This window comes from Vogesella oryzae (assembly GCF_902829295.1).
Lineage (GTDB): Bacteria > Pseudomonadota > Gammaproteobacteria > Burkholderiales > Chromobacteriaceae > Vogesella > Vogesella oryzae.
Genome location: NZ_CADEPL010000053.1, coordinates 49,442 through 70,367 on the forward strand (window position 1 = coordinate 49,442; position 20,926 = coordinate 70,367).

The 20,926-nt window shown below is 60.4% G+C and carries 19 protein-coding genes; 14 read left to right on the forward strand and 5 right to left on the reverse strand.

What is annotated here, in order from left to right:
- Positions 1 to 50 precede the first annotated feature (50 nt).
- The 3 genes from tsaD (at position 51) to HU218_RS14290 (ending at position 4,309) form a co-directional block, all read left to right on the forward strand.
- The gene (gene tsaD / locus HU218_RS14280) at positions 51 to 1,076 is read left to right on the forward strand and encodes a tRNA (adenosine(37)-N6)-threonylcarbamoyltransferase complex transferase subunit TsaD (RefSeq protein ID WP_174875613.1); all 1,026 of its coding nucleotides are present in this window, start codon (positions 51 to 53) and stop codon (positions 1,074 to 1,076) included.
- Positions 1,077 to 1,165: 89 nt separating this feature from the next.
- A complete protein-coding gene (locus tag HU218_RS14285; protein WP_174875614.1) occupies positions 1,166 to 3,085 on the forward strand; it encodes an ATP-binding cassette domain-containing protein in 1,920 nt (639 codons plus the stop codon).
- Between the two features lie 96 nt (positions 3,086 to 3,181).
- Positions 3,182 to 4,309, forward strand: coding sequence for a M14 family metallopeptidase (locus HU218_RS14290; RefSeq protein WP_174875615.1), 1,128 nt, complete (start codon positions 3,182 to 3,184; stop codon positions 4,307 to 4,309).
- A 67-nt stretch (positions 4,310 to 4,376) separates the two neighbouring features.
- Here HU218_RS14290 and HU218_RS14295 read toward each other — a convergent pair whose 3' ends face one another.
- From HU218_RS14295 to ygfZ, 3 genes are all read right to left on the reverse strand, one after another.
- A complete protein-coding gene (locus tag HU218_RS14295; RefSeq protein ID WP_174875616.1) occupies positions 4,377 to 6,023 on the reverse strand; it encodes a hypothetical protein in 1,647 nt (548 codons plus the stop codon).
- A gap of 144 nt (positions 6,024 to 6,167) precedes the next feature.
- Complete coding sequence (locus HU218_RS14300) at positions 6,168 to 6,491, reverse strand: H-NS histone family protein (RefSeq protein ID WP_174875617.1); 324 nt, start codon at positions 6,489 to 6,491, stop codon at positions 6,168 to 6,170.
- 94 nt (positions 6,492 to 6,585) lie between these two features.
- The gene (gene ygfZ / locus HU218_RS14305; RefSeq protein WP_174875618.1) at positions 6,586 to 7,590 is read right to left on the reverse strand and encodes a CAF17-like 4Fe-4S cluster assembly/insertion protein YgfZ; all 1,005 of its coding nucleotides are present in this window, start codon (positions 7,588 to 7,590) and stop codon (positions 6,586 to 6,588) included.
- Between the two features lie 114 nt (positions 7,591 to 7,704).
- Between ygfZ and HU218_RS14310 the strand changes: the two genes are divergently transcribed.
- On the forward strand, positions 7,705 to 8,571 hold the full coding sequence (locus HU218_RS14310) for a DMT family transporter (protein WP_174875619.1): 867 nt from the start codon (positions 7,705 to 7,707) through the stop codon (positions 8,569 to 8,571).
- Between the two features lie 129 nt (positions 8,572 to 8,700).
- Here the strand turns inward: HU218_RS14310 and HU218_RS14315 are convergent, their stop codons facing one another.
- Positions 8,701 to 9,141: a hypothetical protein gene (locus HU218_RS14315; protein ID WP_174875620.1), complete on the reverse strand. Its 441-nt coding sequence runs from the start codon at positions 9,139 to 9,141 to the stop codon at positions 8,701 to 8,703.
- A 52-nt stretch (positions 9,142 to 9,193) separates the two neighbouring features.
- Positions 9,194 to 10,087 (reverse strand): LysR family transcriptional regulator, encoded by an 894-nt coding sequence (locus HU218_RS14320; RefSeq protein WP_174875621.1) that lies wholly within the window; start codon positions 10,085 to 10,087, stop codon positions 9,194 to 9,196.
- 313 nt (positions 10,088 to 10,400) lie between these two features.
- Here HU218_RS14320 and HU218_RS14325 point away from each other — a divergent pair, with 313 nt between their 5' ends.
- From HU218_RS14325 to nth, 10 genes are all read left to right on the forward strand, one after another.
- Positions 10,401 to 10,709, forward strand: coding sequence for a DUF485 domain-containing protein (locus HU218_RS14325; RefSeq protein WP_174875622.1), 309 nt, complete (start codon positions 10,401 to 10,403; stop codon positions 10,707 to 10,709).
- Positions 10,706 to 12,385 (forward strand): cation acetate symporter, encoded by a 1,680-nt coding sequence (locus HU218_RS14330; RefSeq protein ID WP_174875623.1) that lies wholly within the window; start codon positions 10,706 to 10,708, stop codon positions 12,383 to 12,385. Before HU218_RS14325 ends, HU218_RS14330 begins: the two co-directional genes overlap by 4 nt.
- A gap of 70 nt (positions 12,386 to 12,455) precedes the next feature.
- Entirely contained in the window at positions 12,456 to 14,423 is a 1,968-nt protein-coding gene (gene acs, locus HU218_RS14335; RefSeq protein ID WP_174875624.1) for an acetate--CoA ligase, read from the forward strand.
- 265 nt (positions 14,424 to 14,688) lie between these two features.
- A complete protein-coding gene (gene rsxA, locus HU218_RS14340) occupies positions 14,689 to 15,270 on the forward strand; it encodes an electron transport complex subunit RsxA (RefSeq protein WP_174875625.1) in 582 nt (193 codons plus the stop codon).
- Positions 15,267 to 15,848 carry an electron transport complex subunit RsxB gene (gene rsxB, locus HU218_RS14345; RefSeq protein WP_217450842.1) on the forward strand — a complete coding sequence of 194 codons (582 nt, stop codon included), beginning with the start codon at positions 15,267 to 15,269 and terminating at the stop codon, positions 15,846 to 15,848. Before rsxA ends, rsxB begins: the two co-directional genes overlap by 4 nt.
- Positions 15,845 to 17,884 carry an electron transport complex subunit RsxC gene (rsxC, locus tag HU218_RS14350; RefSeq protein ID WP_174875626.1) on the forward strand — a complete coding sequence of 680 codons (2,040 nt, stop codon included), beginning with the start codon at positions 15,845 to 15,847 and terminating at the stop codon, positions 17,882 to 17,884. The genes rsxB and rsxC overlap by 4 nt, the downstream gene beginning before the upstream one ends.
- Positions 17,881 to 18,906 (forward strand): RnfABCDGE type electron transport complex subunit D, encoded by a 1,026-nt coding sequence (locus tag HU218_RS14355; protein WP_174875627.1) that lies wholly within the window; start codon positions 17,881 to 17,883, stop codon positions 18,904 to 18,906. The genes rsxC and HU218_RS14355 overlap by 4 nt, the downstream gene beginning before the upstream one ends.
- The gene (locus HU218_RS14360) at positions 18,899 to 19,525 is read left to right on the forward strand and encodes an RnfABCDGE type electron transport complex subunit G (protein WP_174875628.1); all 627 of its coding nucleotides are present in this window, start codon (positions 18,899 to 18,901) and stop codon (positions 19,523 to 19,525) included. The genes HU218_RS14355 and HU218_RS14360 overlap by 8 nt, the downstream gene beginning before the upstream one ends.
- Positions 19,522 to 20,208, forward strand: a complete 687-nt coding sequence (locus tag HU218_RS14365) for an electron transport complex subunit E (RefSeq protein ID WP_174875629.1) — start codon at positions 19,522 to 19,524, stop codon at positions 20,206 to 20,208. Before HU218_RS14360 ends, HU218_RS14365 begins: the two co-directional genes overlap by 4 nt.
- Positions 20,205 to 20,837 (forward strand): endonuclease III, encoded by a 633-nt coding sequence (gene nth / locus HU218_RS14370; protein ID WP_174875630.1) that lies wholly within the window; start codon positions 20,205 to 20,207, stop codon positions 20,835 to 20,837. The genes HU218_RS14365 and nth overlap by 4 nt, the downstream gene beginning before the upstream one ends.
- Positions 20,838 to 20,926: the final 89 nt, after the last annotated feature.

A 20,926-nucleotide genomic window follows, 5' to 3' on the forward strand; every position in this document is an offset into this window, starting at 1 on the left:
CAAAGAATCACCGGTAAAATGGAAAGATTGATTTGTTTTGAAGCCAGATAATGCTTGTTCTTGGAATTGAATCGTCCTGCGACGAACCCGGCGTAGCCCTGTACGACACCGAGCGCGGCCTGATTGCCGACCAGCTGCACAGCCAGATGGCGATGCACGCCGAGTACGGCGGCGTGGTGCCGGAGCTGGCCAGCCGCGACCACATCCGCCGCATCCGCCCGCTGACCGACGCCTGCCTCGCCGAAGCCGGCATCACGCTGCAGGACATCGATGCAGTGGCCTACACCCAGGGGCCGGGTCTTGGCGGCGCACTACTGGTCGGCGCCAGCTTTGCCAATGCGCTGGCCTTCGGCCTCGGCAAACCAGTGATTCCGGTACATCACCTGGAAGGCCACCTGCTGTCGCCGCTGCTGGCCGAGCCGCGGCCAACGTTTCCGTTCCTGGCGCTGCTGGTTTCCGGCGGCCACACCCAGATCATGGCGGTACGCGGCGTCGGCCGGTACGAAATCCTCGGCGAAACGCTGGACGATGCCGCCGGCGAAGCCTTCGACAAGACCGCAAAACTGCTCGGCCTGCCCTACCCCGGCGGCCCGCTGCTGTCAAAGCTGGCCGAGGAAGGCGACCCGGCGCGCTTCACCCTGCCGCGGCCGATGCTGCGCTCCGGCGATCTGGACATGAGCTTTTCCGGCCTCAAGACCGCGGTGCTGACGCTGAGCAAGCAGGTGCAAGCCGAGCACGGCAGCATCGACGAACAGGCGCGCAAGGACATCTGTCGCGCCTTCCAGGAAGCCATCGTCGAAGTACTGGTGAGCAAATGCCAACAGGCGCTGAAGCAGACCGGCATGAGCCAGCTGGTAGTGGCCGGCGGCGTCGGTGCCAACAAGCAGCTGCGCGCAGCGCTGGATGCCGCGGCCAAGCGCCGCAAGTTTGCGGTGTACTATCCGCCGCTGAAACTGTGTACCGACAACGGCGCCATGATCGCCTTTGCCGGCGCCATGCGCCTGTCGCAAGCCCAACCCGCCGGCGGCTTTACCGTGAAGCCGCGCTGGGACCTCTCCAGCCTGCCACCGGTTTAGTCCGCAGTCGCCAGCAATACCATCGAACCCACAAGGTTGGCCGCAACGCGCGGCCAACACCCAGTCTGCCCGTCGTGGCGAGTGAACACATGATCCAGTTAAAGAACCTCACCCTGCGTCGCGGCCTGAAAGAATTGCTCGTTGCGGCCAATCTCACCATCAACCCGGGTAACAAGGTCGGCATGGTGGGCGCCAACGGCGCCGGCAAATCCAGCCTGTTCGCACTGCTGCGCGGCGAACTTCACGCCGAGAGCGGCGACGCTATCGTGCCGGCGCAGTGGACCATGGCGCACGTGGCGCAGGAAACGCCGGCGCTGCAGCGGAGCGCACTGGACTATGTGCTGGACGGCGATGCCGAACTGCGCAGCCTGGAACAGCAACTGGCCGCCGCCGAGCACAGCGGTGACGGCCATGCCATCGGCCACCTGCACGAAGAACTGGCCCGCATCGATGGCTACGCCGCGCCGTCGCGCGCCGCGCGGCTGCTGACCGGCCTCGGCTTCAGCCAGGAAGGCCAGCAACGTCCGGTGGCGGAATTTTCCGGTGGCTGGCGCATGCGTCTGAACCTGGCACAGGCGCTGATGTGCCGCTCCGATCTGTTGCTGCTGGACGAACCGACCAACCACCTCGACCTGGAAACGGTGCTGTGGCTGGAGGACTGGCTGAAAGCCTATCCGGGCACACTGCTGGTGATCTCGCACGACCGCGACTTTCTGGACAGCGTGACCAGCCACATCGTGGAAGTGGCCTCGCAAACGCTGACGCTGTACACCGGCAACTACAGCCAGTTCGAGGTGATGCGCGCCGAAAAGCTGTCCCGCCAGCAAGGTGCCTACGAGAAACAGCAGCGCGAGATCGCGCATCTGGAATCGTTCATTACCCGCTTCAAGGCCAAGGCCAGCAAGGCACGCCAGGCACAGAGCCGCGTCAAGGCGCTGGAAAAACTGGAGCGTGTGGCGCCGGCACACGTCGCCTCGCCGTTCGACTTTCATTTCGACACCCCGGACAACCTGCCCAACCCGCTGCTGCGACTGGACAGCATCAGTGTCGGTTATGGCGAACAGCCGATCCTGCAACGCATCAGCCTGTCGGTAATGGCCGGTAGCCGCATCGGCCTCTTGGGCGTCAACGGTGCCGGTAAATCCACGCTGGTGAAACTGCTGGCGGCCGAGCTGAAACCCCAGACCGGCGAGTTGATCAGCGCGCAGATGCTGAAGATCGGCTACTTTGCCCAGCACCAGCTGGATACGCTGCGCCCGGACGAATCACCCCTGTGGCATATGCAGAAACTGGCGCCGGACACCCGCGAGCAGGAGCTGCGCAACTTCCTCGGTGGCTTCAACTTCCGCGGCGATAACGTTACCGACCCAGTAGGACCGATGTCCGGCGGCGAAAAATCGCGACTGGCGCTGGCTTTGATCGTGTGGCAAAAGCCCAATCTGCTGCTGCTGGACGAACCGACCAACCACCTGGACCTGGAAATGCGCCATGCGCTGACCATGGCATTGCAAGATTTTGCCGGTGCACTGGTGGTGGTTTCGCACGACCGGGCATTGCTGGAAGCCACCACCGACGACTTCTGGCTGGTGGCCGATGGCACCGTCACCGCCTTTGACGGCGATCTGGAAGACTATCGCCAATGGCGACTGGCCCAGCTGGCACAACAGGGTCAGAGCAGCACTCCTTCCAGTGGCGACGCGCAGAACGTTGGCCGCAAGGAGCAGAAGCGACAAGAAGCGGAAGCGCGGCAAAAACTGGCCGCCGCCAAAAAGCCCTTGCTGAGCAAACTTGCCAAGCTGGAAAAACAGCTGGACGCCCTGTCGCAAGAAAAAGCCGCGCTGGAAGCGTTCCTGTCATCGGAAGATGCCTACAATGACGCCAATCGCCAGCAACTGAGTAGCAGTGTCAAACGCCAGGGCGAGGTCAGCAGCCTGCTGGAAGCAGTAGAAATGGACTGGCTGGCACTGCAGGAAGAGATCGACAGCCTGGAACAGGCACACGCGCAGTAAGTAATTGTTCAAACACTTGATCGTGTCTGCGGCCAACCATGACGGCAGCCGCCAAGCGGTCTACAATCCCGCCCTTGATCAGGAAGGATGCATCACATGAAAATCAGCAGCAATTTCGATGCCGGCAGCATCGAAGTAGTTTCCGCCACCCGCTTCGATGATATCCAGCTGCGCATCCGCAAGGACAACGCCTCGGACTTTGCGCAATGGTTCTATTTCCGGCTGCAGGGTGCCGCCTACGAGACTTGCAAGCTGCGCTTTCTCAACCTGAATGAAACTGCCTACCCGAACAGCTGGGACGGCTATCAGGCCGTGGCATCCTATGACCGCGTGAACTGGTTCCGCGTGCCGACCTACGTCGACGGCAATGAGCTGGTGATCGAACATGCGCCGCTGGCCGGCAGCATCTACTACGCCTACTTCGAACCGTACTCGCACGAGCAGCACCTGAACCTGATCGGCATGGCGCAAAGCTCCGGCCTGTGCCAGGTGTCCGACCTGGGCTCCACCGTACAAGGCCGCGACATCAATCTGCTAACCATCGGCCACGAAGTGGAGTCAGACCTGAAAGTCTGGATCACCGCACGCCAGCACCCGGGCGAAACCATGGCCGAATGGTTTGTCGAAGGCCTGATTACCCGCTTGCTGGACACGCAGGATCCGACCTCGCGCGCGCTGCTGGACCGTGCCACCTTCTACATCGTGCCGAACATGAACCCGGACGGCTCGGTACTGGGCAATCTGCGCACCAACGCCGCCGGCGCCAACCTGAACCGCGAATGGCTGACCCCGAGCGAGGAGACCAGCCCGGAAGTCTTCCACGTGCGCAACAAGATGCTGGAAACCGGTGTTGACCTGTTCCTCGACATCCACGGCGACGAGACCATCCCATACATCTTCGTGGCAGGCACCGAAGGCGTGCCCAGCTACGACGAGCGCATCGCGCGGCTGGAAGACAAGTTCAAGCACTTGCTGCGCTTGTCTTCGCCGGATTTCCAGGACGAGTTCGGCTACGACAAGGATGCAGCGGGTGCGGCCAACATGAGCATGGCCACGGCCTGGGTCGGCGAACAGTTCAAGTGCCTGGCTTACACCCTGGAAATGCCGTTCAAGGACAACGACAATCTGCCGGATGACGACTACGGCTGGAACGGGCAGCGTAGCCTGCGCCTAGGCGAGGCCACCGTCAGCGCCATTTATGGCGTGCTGCAAGAACTGCGTTGATTGCATCGCGCCAAACAGAACGCCGGCAGCCAAATGGCTTGCCGGCGTTTTTTGTAGCGAGTGGCGACTAATTCGACTTGATCAGATCAATCTCGACATGACACCAGTCCACCCCTTTTTCCAGCACCCGTCCAAGACGGATCTGGAAGGCTTTGCCCTTGGCGCGCATTTCCAGCTCGCGCCCTGCGGCATATGAACTGACCGACAGCAGCAAGGTATTCAGCTTTTTGTCTTCGCGCACAAACGGCACGAACAAGGCGATCTCGCCCTTGTTCCAGATCAGCTCCGCGGGCAGCACACTGTCTGGCGGCACACCGTCACTACGATGCAATGACGCCGCCACCGGCCGGCTGGACAGCACCTGAATCCCGAGGTAGACACGCTCGGCTTCCGGGCGCTGCAGACGACGGATCAGGCCCAGCGTCCAGTTCTGCTCTTCCGCCTCGCGAAATGCCATCAAGCCACCTAGCGCTACCCATTCGTTGCCGTGCGATGGCAGGTTGACACCAATACCGGTGGCGCTCTTGTTATCCAGCTCCCAAAACGGAAATACCGATGGCGGCTGCACCTGACTGTAAACGTTCTTTTCACGACGACGACTGCTGACGAAGCCGTACACGCGATACTGTTCTTCCTCTCCATCCTGAGCATAAGACATTTGCCGGGCCGCATCATCGGCGTCACGGACCAACCTGTGGACTACCGCCAGGCGGTGCGCCACTTCCACCTGCTGGCATCCGCTGCGCACCCGTTCGGCACGCTGGTAATGGAACGGCCGCTCAGCCCACTCTCGCGCCAGATAGCGCAACAGCGTGGTCTCGCTAGTGGTCATCATCAGACCCTTGAGTTCCAGCGGCAATACGCCCGACTCACAGACCACTTGCCAGCGGTCGATCTGCTCGATGATGTCCGCCGTATTCCAGAACCGCAGATTGCCCGGCATATCCAGCTGCCGAACCCGGCTTGGCGGCATGCCCTGGTCCAGGTCGATAACAAAGCTTGGATAGTCGCTGGCATTGCGCCGCAGCGTCGCCCGGTTGGACACCAGCAGCGCCAGCTGGTGTCCAAGCGAAACTTGCCGCGCCGACAAGTTGCCGCTGGACAGCACGGCCACCAGCAGCAGGGACAGATACAAATCGTGAACCGTAGTCACGGTTCCATTCTTGAACAACTCGACAGGGCGTGCATCCAGCCCCAGTTGCTCGGCACGGGCAAACAACTGGTTTACGGTTTCCCAGAATACGCTGTCCGGCAATGCATGCCGGTAGTACTGCCACAATGCCTGCTCGGACAGGTAATGCATCATGCGGGCAATTGCCAGCAGCAGGTTATCGCCCATCTGGCGAGTTTCTTCAGCATCCAGCGCCAGAAAGCGCTGATAGGCCGCCACGACTTGCCGGCCATATGAACGGATACGACTGCGCAGCTGCTCTTCCAGTACCTTGGGCAAACGACCGTTCAACAGGTACTGCGCCCCCAGCTGCTGATGCTGTTGTGAAGCCAGTTCATCTAATGCCAGCAAGGCCGCCAGGGTTTGTGGCGCCAGGCTTTCACCGTGCAGATTGTACTGCCCAAGCAGATCCACAACTTTCTGATGCGCGCCGGCACCGTACTCCTGCACAGTCTCGCCATACCATGCCGCAGCGGCAGCGGCATCATCGAGTGGCTGGGCTTTCTTCTTGCTGCCAAAAGACAAAAAATCTAGCTTAACCATTTATCATTATCTCGAAAGCGAAACCGGCACATAACCAGCAGGACTAATATTGTCCAGCCAGTATAGTGCAGACACGTTATCGCTGTGACCAAAAACAAAACGCCATGCTAATGCATGGCGTTTTATATACGGCCCAAGAAGGACTTACTTGATCAGCAGTTCTTCCAGTGTGCGACCGGCATCCAGCCAGGTAACCACCCACAGCGGCTTACGTCCACGACCCGTCCAAGAAAGTGAAGCATCGTCAGGATGGCGATATTTGGCATCTACCGGCTTGCGCGCAGTAGTAGCAACTGCTTTTACCGATTTATTCGCCAGCTCCTGCAGATCCAGTCCATGAGTACGAATCAGCTCCATCACCTGCTTAGCAGCTTTTGCTTTTTCTTCGCTTTCACGGCGACGAATTTCCGCGTCAACATCAGTACGCAATTGCAGCAGCGCCGAAAAATCCAGAGTCGACAAATCCATTTGATCACCATTGGCTTTAGAGTTTTGATTTTCGAAAATTAGCCCTTATTCAAAAAGCCGTCAAGCCTATTTATCAAAACTGTCGTCTAGCAATTCAATCCGCATCTGGAAAAGAATAAGGCAATGGTAGCTGCTCAATCTTCGCAAGCACTCCTGATGCCAGTTTGGGGTTATCGTCCCAAGCCATCGCCTGCATCACCAACAGGCACTCATTTTCTCCATCCAGCAATGGTACCGTCAAAACAATGCGGCCAATGGCTTGCTCCCCGGTACTGGCGGCCAGCAATGCATCCCCTTCATTTACATGCCCCCCACTAATACGGGCACGGTAAAGACGGCGTTTGACCTTACCAAGGTACTGCGTGCGCGCAACAATCTCCTGCCCGGGATAGCAACCCTTTTTAAAGCTGACACCGCCTAGCAAATCAAGATTGGCCATTTGAGGGACAAACTCCTCATAAGTTGCCTTGCTCACCCAAGGTAAACCAGCCTGTATAAACACCCAATCCCAGGCCTGGCTCCCCACCGCCCGATGCTTCGTCTGCCACTTTGCCAATTCGCTGGCAGGGTCCTCAGTCAAAACAATGCTGACATTAGGGGAAATGGCAGCCACGAGATTTTCATCACATTGCAATTCTCGCTGCGGCAACACACCATGACAGGCAGTTGCCTGCATGACGCCAAATGCCAGCATCGAACTATCGACGCATTCGATTTTTACTTTTGACCGCAGCACAAACATCGACAAACGTTTCCTGAATGTTTCTGCGATATCATTGCGCAGCAACAAATGGAAAACGCCGGCACTACCAAACAGCAGAAAACTTGCCTGCATGCGCCCCTTGGCTGTGGAATAACTACCCCAGCTCACGCCGTTTTCTGCCACGGCGGCCACATCACAAGAAAACTGCCCCTGCAGAAAAGTAGTGGCATCGTCTCCGGAAACCCGCAAAATGGAGAACTTGCTGAGCCAGCTATAGGCGATACCGTCGGTTACTGCGGCCAACTGCCCAGCATAATCTGGCATGCTCAATTCGCCATTTTCGCTGACCGTTGCCTGATTACGTTGCAACCAGTCGGTAATTAATTGTTGCTGCATAATTTGACCTCTTGCTCTGCCGCCCAAGCAGCATGATATGAAACATAAGCCGGTTGCTTGACTGTATCGCTGCACAGCAGGGATAGTGTCGACCCCGCACTGATACTGAATGCAATGAAGCAGCAACCGCTTTTTTCGGCTTTCTTAGCCATTTTACTGTGGGCCACCCTAGCCAGCCTTGGCGTTTTCACTCAACGACTTCCGCCGTTTCTGGTCACAGCTATTGCGCTAGGCATCGGCAGCTTGCTGTCTATCCGCCATTACCGGCAATGGCGCGTCCCTTTCAAAGTTCTCGCCACAGGAGTGGTCGGCATTTTCGGCTATCACGCGTTGATATTCACCGCATTCCGCACCGCGCCGCCACTGGAGGCCAACTTGCTGAATTATCTGTGGCCACTGCTACTGGTACTACTCAGTCCATTATTTCGCTTGGGCAACTTACAATGGCAACATCTCGTTGCCTCCATTGCCGGCTTTTGCGGAGCTGTCCTGATTGTCACGCAAGGTAAATTGCAGGTACCGGCCACACTTCCCAGTGGCTATCTGTTTGCCATCGCAGCAGCATTAACCTGGTCATGCTACAGCCTGCTACTACGCAAGCTACCCAGCTTCCCCAATAGCGTAGTCGGCTTCTTCTGCTTGCTGTCAGCAATTCTTGCCGGCATCTGCCATTGCTTATTCGAACCTTCCGTCACCCCGAATACAAGCGAATGGCTGGCGCTACTGATCATCGGAATCGGCCCATTAGGCATGGCGTTTTTCCTGTGGGATAAAGCAATGAAGCAAGCAGACCCTCGCCAAGTAGGCGTGCTGGCCTACCTCACCCCCTTGCTGTCCACGCTCCTGCTTGCGCTGAGCGGGCTAGGCGAGATGACTAGCACCAGCTGGCTGGCCGGCGCACTCATACTCGGCGGCGCAACCATCGGCAGTCTGAAACTCAAACCGCGCCAACGGCTAACCACACTGCCCACTAGTCAGTAATACGGATTCAATCCTTGGAGGCGACAGAATAGCGTCCAGAGAGCAACACCAACGCGGCCAACCTGGCCGCGTGTCGTTTGAGCATTCTAATGATTTACAAACAGAACAAACACTGCAGTCACTACAGGGTTATTTACCCTGGTGATGATAGACACGCTGTACACCGCGCACTGCATGTAACGGCACGGTAGACAAGCGAGTAGAAGCGAAATGATGGATTTGACGCGAAGCACGGCTGGCAATCAGGCAACCGGACAAGCCGGCCTCCAGCGGCATGAAACAGGGCAAGACCTGTCGCGGCAAAACTGCAGTGTACTGTTGCCAGCTTTTCTGTTGCCGCCCCAGCCAGCGCTCGCCGAGCACCTGCAGATCATGATGCATATCCGCCGAGGCCCGTAACAGCGACGCGCCAGATGTCAGGGAGCTTTCCAGCTGCGATGACAAATGCTGGCGACTTCCAAATAATGGTTGCACGCGCCATAGCTGCTGCCAGTAATCACCATTAGCATCCAGCCAGCGCTGCTGGGCGCTCTGAAAAACATCCAGGTACTGCTGCAGCACATTTGCCATAGCGCCTCCTCTTGCCTACACATTCGCCATTCCAATGCAGCAACACCGATTGCTACAGTTCTGGCACCCTAATCTGCCACACCGGCTCCAGCTCGCCTACCAGCGCCTGCAGCACAGGATCTGCAGCCTTGTCGGCCGCAAAGACAAATTGCAATTCCGCCGTTTTAACCAGGTCCGGCCACAGCTCCAACTCTCCCGCAGCCTCGGCAGCCAGCGCATCCTCTTCCCGTAGCAGTGCGATACCGACCCCGGCTTTAATCAACTCCATCGAGGTCAGAAAGTAGTCGCTTTCGGCCACTTTCTTCGGCGAAATGTTCAGTTCACGCCACAATTCGCTGACGATCTTGGACAAGCTGGAAAACTGCGACACACCAACCCAAGGCAAGCGTCCAAGCTCCTTTGGATTGTCGACTTGCACGCGGGACAACCAGCCAAGCGGCATGGCGACGCGCAGCCGCATATTGTCGAGCAGGACCGTATGCACGTTTGCATACGGGTTCTTGCCCAGATAAAAACCGCCATCCAGTTCCTTCTTGCGCACGGCGTTGAGAACATCGCCGGTAACGCCCTGATGGAGGCAGATTTCAAGCAAAGGATAACGCTCGGTCAGGCGTGCCACCCAGGGGCCGATCCGCAGCAGCGCTGGCATCAGGGTAATACCCAGCTGAGCCTTGCCAGTAAGCTGTCCTTTCAGGCTGCGCGCCTGGTTCAGCAGCTGTTTGGCAGCGGCAAGAATCTCCTGGGCTTGCGGCAGCAGTTCCTGCCCTGCTCTGGTCAACACCACACCACCTGCGGTGCGTTCGAACAGCGGCATGCCAACCTCTTCCTCCACCGCCTTGATCTGGGCGGTCACTGCTGGTTGTGACAAATGCAGTACTTCAGCGGCCTGAGTCAGGTGCCCTTGCTGGGCCACGGTGACAAAGGTTCTCAGCTGATAGATTTCCATCCTGCTACCACCCTCCCGATGGGGCCTGCCTATATGTGGCGGCCTGCCAAATTATTGACACCCATTCTGTACAAGCCACCGGTTCGCGAAAAGGGAAACTACACAATATCTGGATAAGATTCACTTATACGCGGCATAAATAAAGCAAATGCTCGACTGCAAGCAATTGAATTTGCATCATTTTTTTGACGCGACAGACCAAACGTTATCCGCCACATCAAAAAAAACGATTAGCCCGACACTTTCCTGCGTCTTAATTTCCCAGCACGCGATCAAGGTCTTTCGGCCTGTCGCGATGACAAAGGAGGAAACAATGAACGAGGACATCCTGCAACGGGTGCAAGCCAATCCGAAGTTCGCAGAACTGGTACACAAGAAAACCAGCTTCGGATGGCTGCTCAGCATCATCATGCTGGCAATCTACTACGGTTTCATTCTGGTACTTGCCTTCTCCCCGGCCACACTTGGCGCCTCGCTTTCTGGCGGCGTGACTACCGTTGGCATCCCTGTCGGCATTGCCATCATCCTGTCGGCCTTTGTACTGACCGGCATCTATGTACGCAAAGCCAACACCGAGTTCGATGAACTCACCCAACAGATCGTTGAGGAGGCAAAGCAATGAACAAATGGCTGAAATTTGCAGCTTATGCCGCACTGGCCACCCTGCCCGGGCTGGCCATGGCCAGCGGCGCCATTGAAGGCGAGGTACAAAAGCAGGCCACCAACTGGACAGCCATTACGCTGTTTGTCCTGTTTGTCGGCGTTACCCTCGGCATCACTTACTGGGCAGCACGCCGTACCCGTTCCGCGTCCGACTTCTATACCGGCGGCGGCGGCATTACCGGCCTGCAGAACGGTCTGGCCATTGCCGGTGACTACATGTCTGCGGCATCGTTCCTGGGTATTTCCGCCATGGTGTTCGACAAGGGCTACGACGGCCTGATCTACTCCATGGGCTTTCTGGTCGGCTGGCCGATCATCCTGTTCCTGGTCGCCGAGCGCTTGCGCAACCTGGGCAAATTCACCTTTGCCGACGTGGCCTCCTATCGCCTGCAACAGGGACCAGTACGCACTTTCGCCGCCACCGGCACCCTGGTGGTGGTAGCGCTGTACCTGATCGCGCAGATGGTCGGTGCCGGCAAGCTGATCCAGCTGCTGTTCGGTCTGGAATACAGCGTGGCGGTGGTACTGGTAGGTGTACTGATGGTGATGTACGTGATGTTCGGCGGCATGCTGGCCACCACCTGGGTACAGATCATCAAGGCGGTGATCCTGCTGTCCGGCGCTTCTTTCATGGCCTTCATGGTGCTGGCTTCCGTTGGCTTCAGCCCGGAAATGATGTTCCAGAAAGCGACCGAAATTCACGCCAAGGGCATCGCCATCATGTCTCCGGGCAAGGCTGATCCAATCGACTCCATCTCGCTGGGTATTGCGCTGATGTTCGGTACCGCCGGCCTGCCGCACATCCTGATGCGCTTCTTCACCGTCTCCAACGCCAAGGAAGCCCGTAAATCGGTGTTCTTCGCCACCGGTTTCATCGGCTACTTCTACATCCTGACCTTCGTGATCGGCTTCGGCGCCATCATGCTGCTGCTGAACCAGCCGGGTCTGATGGAAACCGTGACCAAGAACGGCAAGGAAGTCACCCAACTGGTTGGTGGTAGCAACATGGCCGCCATCCACCTGGCTCACGTCGTGGGCGGTAACGTGTTCTACGGTTTCATCTCCGCTGTGGCCTTCGCCACCATTCTGGCAGTGGTTGCCGGTCTGGCACTGTCCGGCGCTTCCGCGGTATCGCATGACCTGTACGCTTCGGTCATCAAGAAGGGCAAGGCTGACGAGAAGAGCGAAATGCGCGTTTCCAAGATCACCACCCTGTGCCTGGGCGTGCTTGCCATCGTGCTGGGTCTGGTGTTCGAGAAACAGAACATCGCCTTCATGGTAGGTCTGGCGTTCTCCATCGCCGCCTCGGCCAACTTCCCGGTACTGTTCCTGTCCATGTTCTGGAAAGGTCTCACCACCCGCGGCGCGGTCATCGGCGGCTTCATCGGCCTGATCTCCGCTGTCGGCCTGATCGTGGTCGGCCCGACCGTGTGGGTAGACGTGATGAAGCACGAAGCTGCCATCTTCCCGTACAAGAACCCGGCACTGTTCTCCATGACCATGGCCTTCTTCTTCACCTGGCTGTTCTCGGTACTGGATACCTCCAAGGCCGCAGCAGAAGAGAAGCAGAAGTTTGATGCCCAGTTTGTCCGCTCCATGACCGGCATTGGTGCCTCCGGTGCGTCCAAACACTAAGTAAGCAATACGCAGTAATGGCCGCACCGTTCTCGGTGCGGCCAACCAAGAAAGAACAAAGGAGCCAAATATGTCTACCCTCGAATCGATCCTCAAGGAAACCCGCAGCTTCCCGCCCAGCGAAGACTTCCGCCGCAAGGCCAGCATCTCCGGCATGGATGCCTACAACGCGCTGTGCGAACAGGCTGACGATCACTACCTGTCCTTCTGGGGTGATTTGGCTCGCGAACTGATTACCTGGAAAAAACCGTTCAGCCGCGTGCTGGACGATAGCAACGCCCCGTTCTTCAAGTGGTTCGACGACGGCATGCTGAACGTGTCCTACAACTGCCTGGACCGTCACCTGAACGAGAACGGCAACAAGATTGCGCTGATTTTTGAAGCAGACGATGGCGATGTCACCCGCGTGACCTATGCCGAATTGCATCGCCGCGTCTGCCAGTTTGCCAATGGCCTGAAGAGCCTGGGCATCGCCAAAGGCGACCGCGTGGTGATCTACATGCCGATGGTGATCGAAGCCATCGTCGCCATGCAGGCCTGCGCCCGTATCGGCGCCATCCACTCCGTGGTGTTCGGCGGCTTCTCTGCCGGTGCGGTACGTGACCGTATCCAGGATGCCGGCGCCAAAGCCGTGATTACCGCCAATGAAGGCCTGCGTGGCGGCAAGACCGTGCCGCTGAAAGCCACCGTTGACGAAGCGCTGGCCCTGGAAGGCTGCGAATCCGTCGAGCATGTCGTGGTCTACCAGCGCACCAATGGTGGCGCCAACTGGACCGAAGGCCGCGACGTATGGTGGCACAAGCTGATCGAAGGCCAGGCCGAAACCTGCGAACCGGAATGGATGAATGCGGAAGACCCGCTATTCATCCTGTACACCTCCGGCTCCACCGGCAAGCCCAAGGGCATCCAGCACAGCAGCGCCGGCTACCTGCTGGGCGCCATGAACAGCTTCCGCTGGGCTTTCGACTACAAACCGAACGACGTGTACTGGTGCACCGCCGATGTGGGCTGGATTACCGGCCACTCCTATATCTGCTACGGCCCGCTGGCCAACGGTGCTACCCAGATCGTGTTTGAAGGCGTACCGACCTACCCGGATGCCAGCCGCTTTTGGCGCATGATCGAGCAACACAAGGTCTCCATTTTCTACACCGCACCGACCGCCATCCGCTCGCTGATCAAGCTGGGTGCCGACCTGCCCAAGCAGTTCGACCTGTCCAGCCTGCGCATCCTCGGCACCGTGGGCGAGCCGATCAATCCGGAAGCCTGGATGTGGTACTACGAGGTGGTGGGCGGCGGTCGCTGCCCGATCGTCGACACCTGGTGGCAAACCGAAACCGGCTCGGCGATGATCGCGCCGATCCCGGGCGCAGTACCGACCAAGCCGGGCTCCTGCACCCTGCCGCTGCCAGGCATCATGGCCGACATCGTCGACGAATCCGGCGCCCAGGTCGAACCGGGCCGTGGTGGTTTCCTGGTCATCAAGAAGCCGTTCCCGTCACTGGTGCGCACCATCTGGAACGACCCGGACCGCTTCAAGAAAACCTACTTCCCGGACGAGTTCAACGGCCAGTACTACCTGGCAGGCGACTCGGCCAACCGTGACGAGAACGGCTACTTCTGGATCATGGGTCGTATCGACGATGTGCTGAACGTATCCGGCCACCGTCTGGGCACCATGGAGATCGAATCGGCGCTGGTGGCCAACCCGCTGGTAGCGGAAGCCGCCGTAGTGGGCAAGCCGCACGAGGTGAAAGGCGAAGCCGTGGTGGCTTTCGTGGTGCTGAAAGGCGCCCGCCCACAAGGCGACGATGCCAAGAAGATTGCCGCAGAACTGAAGAACTGGGTGGCGCACGAAATCGGCAAGATCGCCCAGCCGGACGACATCCGTTTTGGCGAGAACCTGCCCAAGACCCGTTCCGGCAAGATCATGCGTCGTCTGCTGCGCTCCATCGCCAAGGGCGAGGAAATCACCCAGGACGTATCCACGCTGGAGAACCCGCACATCCTGGAGCAACTGCAACAGGCTGCGATCTAAACCGCACGGCGGCGGATGTTTCCCCTAGTTTCATCCGTCGCCACGGTAAACAAGTAGTACCCTGCTGAAGTAGTAGTAACAGTACCCTCCTTCGCCACACGCGTGCTGCAATCACCGTGTGGCGGTTTTTTTGGGGCTACTTGTCTCTGCACGATATAAATCCCGGTTATTAAAGATGCGGCCAACCTCGCCATGTCGGCATGAAGGTTGAAGCCATGCCAGCGAACACGGATAATTCGCGCATTCTTCGCTGGCAATGGCATCGATGGATTTCTCGCACTACCTGCTGATTCTGCTCAGCACCGTACTGGTCAACAACGTGGTCCTGGTACGCATATTGGGTCTGTGCCCGTTCATGGGGGTATCCAAGAAACTGGAGGCCTCCATCGGCATGGGCGCCGCCACCACTTTCGTGCTCACCCTGGGCGCCGGCAGCAGCCACCTGATCAACCTGTTGCTTGAGGCAGCCGGACTGGAGTACCTGCGCACACTGTCCTTCATCGTGGTCATCGCCGGCATCGTGCAGTTCACCGAGATGGTCATCCACAAGACCAGCCCGGTGCTGTACCAGGTGCTGGGCATCTACCTGCCGCTGATCACCACCAACTGCGCGGTGCTGGGCATTCCGCTACTCAACGCGCAGGAGGGCCATACCTTTGCCGAATCGCTGATCTTCGGCTTTGGCAGTGCACTGGGCTTTTCGCTGATCCTGATCCTGTTCAGTGCCATGCGCGAACGGCTGGAAGGTGCCGACGTGCCGGAAGCCTTCAAAGGCACACCGATCGCACTGGTTACCGCGGCGCTGATGAGCCTGGCCTTCATGGGTTTTGGAGGCCTGGTGAAATGACAACGCTGCTGCTTGCCCTGCTGATCATGGTTGCCCTGGCGCTGTTGCTGGGCGCGGTGCTGGGGTTTGCCTCGGTACGCTTTCGCGTTGATGGCGACCCGCTGGTGGAAAAGATCGACGCCATTCTGCCGCAAACCCAGTGCGGCCAATGCGGCCATCCTGGCTGCCACCCCTATGCCGAGGCGATTGCCGACGGCAGTGACGACATCAACAAGTGCCCGCCCGGTGGCGAAGACGGCATCAGGAAACTGGCCGAACTCCTGGGCGTGGAGTTCAAACCGTTTGCTGCCGATGCGCCACAACCCAAACCCAAGGCGGTAGCCCTGATCGATGAGGCCACCTGTATCGGCTGCACGCTGTGCATCCAGGCCTGTCCGGTGGATGCCATTCTCGGCTCGGCCAAGATGATGCACACCATCATTGCCGACGAGTGCACCGGCTGCGAGCTATGCATCGCCCCCTGTCCGGTGGATTGCATCCGCATGATTCCGCAAGGTACCGACCTGACCAACTGGAAGTGGCGCTATCCCACCATTCCGATCAAGGCACTGAAAACCGCACCGGAGTCGCGCGCATGAGCCGGCTGTACGACTTCCACGGCGGCATCCACCCGCCGGAAAACAAGCAGCAGTCCAGCGCGACACCGATCCGCCAACTGCCATTGCCGCCACTGCTGCATATCGCGCTGGGTCAAAGCGTGGGCAATGCCGCACTGCCCTGCGTACAGCCGGGCCAGCGGGTCCTGAAAGGCCAGTGCATCGCCGAAGCGGACGGCCGGCTGTCCTCCGCGGTACACGCACCGACCTCCGGCAACATCATCGCCATCGGCGAGCATGCCTTTGCCCATCCGTCCGGCCTGCCTGCCGCCACCATCACGCTGCAACCGGATGGTCTGGAGCAATGGCAACCACGGCAAAACCTGCCGCACTGGCGCGATGCCAGCGGCAGCGAATTGCGCGACTTTCTGCAGCAGATGGGCATCGTCGGGCTGGGCGGCGCGGTATTCCCCACCCATCTGAAACTGGCCGCCCGTGAGCTGCAAACTCTGGTAGTAAATGGTGCCGAGTGCGAGCCCTACATCAGCTGCGACGACCGCCTGATGCAGGAGCGTGCCGCCGACATCGTCGCCGGCATCGGCATTGCCGCCCACGCCCTGCGCGCTGGCGAGGTCCTAATCGGCATCGAGGACAACAAGCCGCAGGCGATTGCCGCCATGCAGGCCGCCTGCCACGGCACCCCATTCCGCGTCGTGGCCATCCCCACCAAATACCCCAGCGGCAGCGCCAAGCAATTGATCCGCGTGCTGACCGGCAAGGAAATCCCGCATGGCGTGCGCGCCACCGAACTGGGGGTGCAGTGCCTCAATGTCGGCACGCTGTACGCCATCGCCCGCGCCGTACTGCATGGCGAGCCGCTGCTCAGCCGCATCGTTACCCTCACCGGCGCGGTGGCCGATGCAGCCAACGTCGAAGCGCTGATCGGCACTCCGCTGGACTGGCTGCTGGCACAAGCCGGGCACACCACAGCAGCAGAGGTGATCATGGGTGGCCCGATGATGGGCTTTACCGTGCCGGATCTGGCCGCCGGCCTGAGCAAAGCCGGCAACTGCCTGATCGTGAAAAGCCCGGCCGAATTCCCGCCCCGCCCTGCGGCCATGCCCTGCATCCGCTGCGGCGAGTGCGCCACGGCCTGCCCGATGGAACTGCAGCCGATGGACCTGTTCTGGTTCGCCAAGGCCAGGAACTTTGGCAAGGCACAGGAATGGCACCTGTTCGACTGCATCGAGTGCGGCGCCTGCAGCTATGTCTGCCCCAGCCAGATCCCGCTGGTGGACTACTACCGTTTTGCCAAGAGCGAAATCTGGGCCGCCGAGCGCGACAAGAAAGCCGCCGACCTGGCACGCCGCCGCCATGACTTCCGCCAGTTCCGCATCGAACGCGAGAAATCGGAAAAAGCCGAACGTCTGGCGGCCCGCGCTGCCGAGCAGGCCGCCAAGCTGGCCGCCAGCCAAGCGGCCACGACTACCGTGTCCAGCGCCCAGGACGACCCGAAAAAAGCCATCATCGCCGCCGCCATGGCCCGCGCCGCCGAACAGCAGGAAAGTAAGCCGCTGCCGGACAGCCATACCCAGGCGCTGGACGATGCCAAACAGGCCGCCATCAAGGCGGCAATGGAACGCGCAGCTGCCCGCAAGGCGGCAGCGCAGCAAAGCAGCGACGACAGCAGCAACGCTGCGGCCAACCCTGCCGGCAGCACCGGCATCGACAACGCCAAACAGGCTGCCATCCAAGCCGCGATGGAACGTGCTGCGGCCCGCAAGGCTGCCGCTCAGCAAAGCAGCGACGACAGCGGCAACAACGCTGCGGCCAACCCAGTCAGCGCCACCGGCATCGACGACACCAAGCAGGCAGCTATCCAGGCGGCGATGGAACGTGCTGCGGCCCGCAAGGCGGCCGCCCAGCAGAGCAATGACGCTAGCGGCAACAACGCTGCGGCCAACCCAGTCAGCGCCACCGGCATCGACGACGCCAAACAGGCTGCCATCAAGGCGGCAATGGAACGCGCGGCTGCCCGCAAGGCGGCAGCTCAACAAGACCAGCAAGACCCGACATGACCCTACACGCCACCCACATTGCCAAACCCGCTACCGTCTCCGCGGTGATGCTCAAGGTACTGGCCGCCATGCTGCCGGGCATCGCGCTGTCGGTGCATTTCAACGGCATCGGTGTACTGGTGCAATTGTTGCTGGCCAGCGTTACCGCCTTGCTGGCAGAAGCGGCCATGCTGCGCTTGCGCGGTGTGCCGGTAACACCCTTCCTGAAAGACCTGTCCGCCATCGTTACCGCCTGGCTGCTGGCGTTGGCGATGCCGCCGCTGGGCGCCTGGTGGCTGATCGTGGTGGCCACACTGTTCGCCATCGTGGTGGCAAAACAGCTGTACGGCGGACTCGGCAACAACCCGTTCAACCCGGCGATGGTCGGCTTTGCCGTAGCCATCATCTCGTTTCCGGCACAGATGGCCGCCTGGGGCAGCCCGCTGGCGCCACTGGATGCCGCTGCCCAGCTGCAATGGATCTTCAGCCATACCCTGCCGGCCGGCAGCGCGCTGGATGCGGTGTCCAGTGCCACACCGCTGGACCTGCTGAAGACCGGCCTGCTGCAAGGCGGCCGCGACGTATCGCAGCTGCTGGCCGGCGACCGCTTCGGCCAGCTTGGCAATGCCGGTGGCGAGTGGATCGCCCTCGGCTGGCTGGCCGGTGGCCTGTGGCTGTGGCAGCAGAAGCTGATTCCATGGCAGACGCCGCTGGCGACGCTGGCCGGCGTGGTCGCCATGTCCGGCGCGCTGTGGTTGGCCGCGCCGGCACACTACGCCAGCCCGCTGTTTCACTTATTCAATGGCGCCACCCTGCTGGCCGCAATGTTTATCGTCACCGATCCGGTATCCGGCTCCACCACGCCGCGAGGACGCTTGATTTTTGGCGGGCTGGTCGGCGTGCTGACCGTGCTGATCCGCGTGTTCGGCGGCTTTCCGGATGCCGTGGCGTTTGCGGTGCTGATCATGAATATCGCGGTACCGTTCATCGACCAGTACACCCAGCCGACCGTGTTCGGCCACAAGGGAGGTCGCCGTGCGTAGCGCCCCGCGCCAGGCGCGCCGCAGCGCCCTGATCCTGGCCAGTTTTGCCGCCGCCATCACCCTGCTGCTTGCCGGCACCTGGTTGGCCACGCGGGCGCAGGTCGCGGCCAACCAGAGTGCCGCCCGTGCCGCGCTGCTGACCCAGGCACTGCCGGCGGCGCTGTTCGATAACGACCTGGCCGCCAGCCGCCAGCCGCTGCCGGAAGCGGCGGCCTGGCTGCTCAACGGCCGTGCTGCGGCCAACGTCTACCGTGCCAGCAAGGCCGGCCGGCCCAGTGGCGTGGTGTTCGAGGCGGCAGCCCCTAACGGCTACGGCGGCCGTATCGACCTGCTGATCGGCATTGCCGCCGATGGCAAGCTGCAGGGCGTGCGCGTGGTCGGCCACAAGGAAACCCCGGGGCTGGGCGACTATATCGACCAGTCGGTCAGCAGCTGGGCGCGCCAGTTCAGCGGCCGCGACACCGCCAGCCACCGCGACTGGAAAGTGAAAAAGGATGGCGGCGATATCGACTATGTCAGCGGCGCCACCATCTCGGCGCGCGCGGTCGCGGCTGCCGTTGGCCGCGTGAGCGGCTATTTCCGCGACCACCGCGCCGCCTTGCTGCAAGGAAACCCATGAACAACTGGCAAGAAATTTCCCGCAACGGCCTGTGGCGGCAGAACCCGGGGCTGGTACAGCTGCTGGGACTGTGCCCGGTGCTGGCGATCAGCAATAACGTGGTCAACGCGCTGGCGCTGGGGCTGGCCACCACGCTGGTGACCGCGCTATCCGGCACTGCCGTGGCCAGCGTACGCAACCTGGTGCCCAACGAGATCCGCAACCCGATTTTCATCATGATCATCGCCGGGCTGGTGACCTGCGTCGACCTGGCAATGAATGCCTGGCTGCACGAGCTGTACCTGGTGCTGGGCATCTTCATCCCGCTGATCACCACCAACTGCATCGTGATGGCCCGTGCCGAGGCGTTTGCTTCGCGCAACAGCGTGACAGAAGCCGCGCTGGACGGGCTGATGATGGGGCTGGGGCTGACCGGCGTGCTGATCGCGCTGGGCGCGCTGCGCGAACTGGCCGGCAAGGGCACCTTGCTGGCCGGCGCCGACAAGCTGTTCGGCGAGGCCGGTCACGCCATGGTCTTGCACCTGGCACCGGCCAATTACCAGTTCCTGCTGGCACTGCTGCCGCCGGGTGCCTTTCTGGGGCTGGGCTTGCTGATTGCCGGCAAGAACCTGCTCGATGCCCGCCAGCGCCGTATCGCCGCCACCGCGGCCAACCCTGCCACTCATGCCGTCAGCCAGCCATGAACGCCGCCAAACGCCTGCAAATCTTCGAGCGCCTGAAAGCGCAGAATCCGCATCCGACCACCGAACTGGAGTACGACACTCCGTTCCAGCTGCTGATTGCCGTGCTGCTGTCGGCGCAGGCTACCGACGTCGGCGTCAACAAGGCCACCCGCGTGCTGTTCAAGGTCGCCCCCACCCCGGACAAGATGCTGACCCTCGGCGAGGAAGGCGTCGCCGACTACATCAAGACCATCGGCCTGTTCCGCACCAAGGCCAAGAACACGGTGGCCACCTGCCGCATGCTGCTGGAGCTGCACGGCGGTGAAGTACCGCAGCAGCGCGAGGCACTGGAAGCCCTGCCCGGCGTTGGCCGCAAAACCGCCAACGTGGTGCTGAATACCGCCTTCGGACAACCTACCATTGCAGTAGATACCCACATTTTCCGGGTAGCCAACCGCACCCGCATCGCCCCTGGCAAGGACGTGCGTGAAGTGGAGGACAAACTGTTACGTTTTGTGCCAGTAGAGTACAAACTTGACGCCCATCATTGGCTTATCCTGCACGGACGTTATGTGTGCAAAGCGCGCAAGCCGGAATGCGAGCGCTGCGTGATAGCCGACCTCTGCGAATATCCGGCAAAACCGCTATGATGGACCCCTATCTGTTGATTTTTGCGACTTTACCGCCACTTACCGGTTACATGCGCCTGCCGCGTTAATCGCCATCCGGCGTCGCGGCG

Excerpts from the sequence above, each read along its gene's own strand:
- HU218_RS14355 (WP_174875627.1), top strand. The coding sequence starts at position 17,881 with ATGACCCTACACGCCACCCACATTGCCAAACCCGCTACCGTCTCCGCG.
- rsxB (WP_217450842.1), top strand. The coding sequence starts at position 15,267 with ATGACAACGCTGCTGCTTGCCCTGCTGATCATGGTTGCCCTGGCGCTG.
- acs (WP_174875624.1), top strand. The coding sequence starts at position 12,456 with ATGTCTACCCTCGAATCGATCCTCAAGGAAACCCGCAGCTTCCCGCCC.
- HU218_RS14330 (WP_174875623.1), top strand. The coding sequence starts at position 10,706 with ATGAACAAATGGCTGAAATTTGCAGCTTATGCCGCACTGGCCACCCTG.
- HU218_RS14325 (WP_174875622.1), top strand. The coding sequence starts at position 10,401 with ATGAACGAGGACATCCTGCAACGGGTGCAAGCCAATCCGAAGTTCGCA.
- nth (WP_174875630.1), top strand. The coding sequence starts at position 20,205 with ATGAACGCCGCCAAACGCCTGCAAATCTTCGAGCGCCTGAAAGCGCAG.
- rsxA (WP_174875625.1), top strand. The coding sequence starts at position 14,689 with ATGGATTTCTCGCACTACCTGCTGATTCTGCTCAGCACCGTACTGGTC.
- rsxC (WP_174875626.1), top strand. The coding sequence starts at position 15,845 with ATGAGCCGGCTGTACGACTTCCACGGCGGCATCCACCCGCCGGAAAAC.
- HU218_RS14295 (WP_174875616.1), bottom strand. The coding sequence starts at position 6,023 with ATGGTTAAGCTAGATTTTTTGTCTTTTGGCAGCAAGAAGAAAGCCCAG.
- HU218_RS14300 (WP_174875617.1), bottom strand. The coding sequence starts at position 6,491 with ATGGATTTGTCGACTCTGGATTTTTCGGCGCTGCTGCAATTGCGTACT.
- HU218_RS14290 (WP_174875615.1), top strand. The coding sequence starts at position 3,182 with ATGAAAATCAGCAGCAATTTCGATGCCGGCAGCATCGAAGTAGTTTCC.
- ygfZ (WP_174875618.1), bottom strand. The coding sequence starts at position 7,590 with ATGCAGCAACAATTAATTACCGACTGGTTGCAACGTAATCAGGCAACG.
- HU218_RS14320 (WP_174875621.1), bottom strand. The coding sequence starts at position 10,087 with ATGGAAATCTATCAGCTGAGAACCTTTGTCACCGTGGCCCAGCAAGGG.
- HU218_RS14285 (WP_174875614.1), top strand. The coding sequence starts at position 1,166 with ATGATCCAGTTAAAGAACCTCACCCTGCGTCGCGGCCTGAAAGAATTG.
- HU218_RS14310 (WP_174875619.1), top strand. The coding sequence starts at position 7,705 with ATGAAGCAGCAACCGCTTTTTTCGGCTTTCTTAGCCATTTTACTGTGG.
- HU218_RS14315 (WP_174875620.1), bottom strand. The coding sequence starts at position 9,141 with ATGGCAAATGTGCTGCAGCAGTACCTGGATGTTTTTCAGAGCGCCCAG.
- HU218_RS14365 (WP_174875629.1), top strand. The coding sequence starts at position 19,522 with ATGAACAACTGGCAAGAAATTTCCCGCAACGGCCTGTGGCGGCAGAAC.
- tsaD (WP_174875613.1), top strand. The coding sequence starts at position 51 with ATGCTTGTTCTTGGAATTGAATCGTCCTGCGACGAACCCGGCGTAGCC.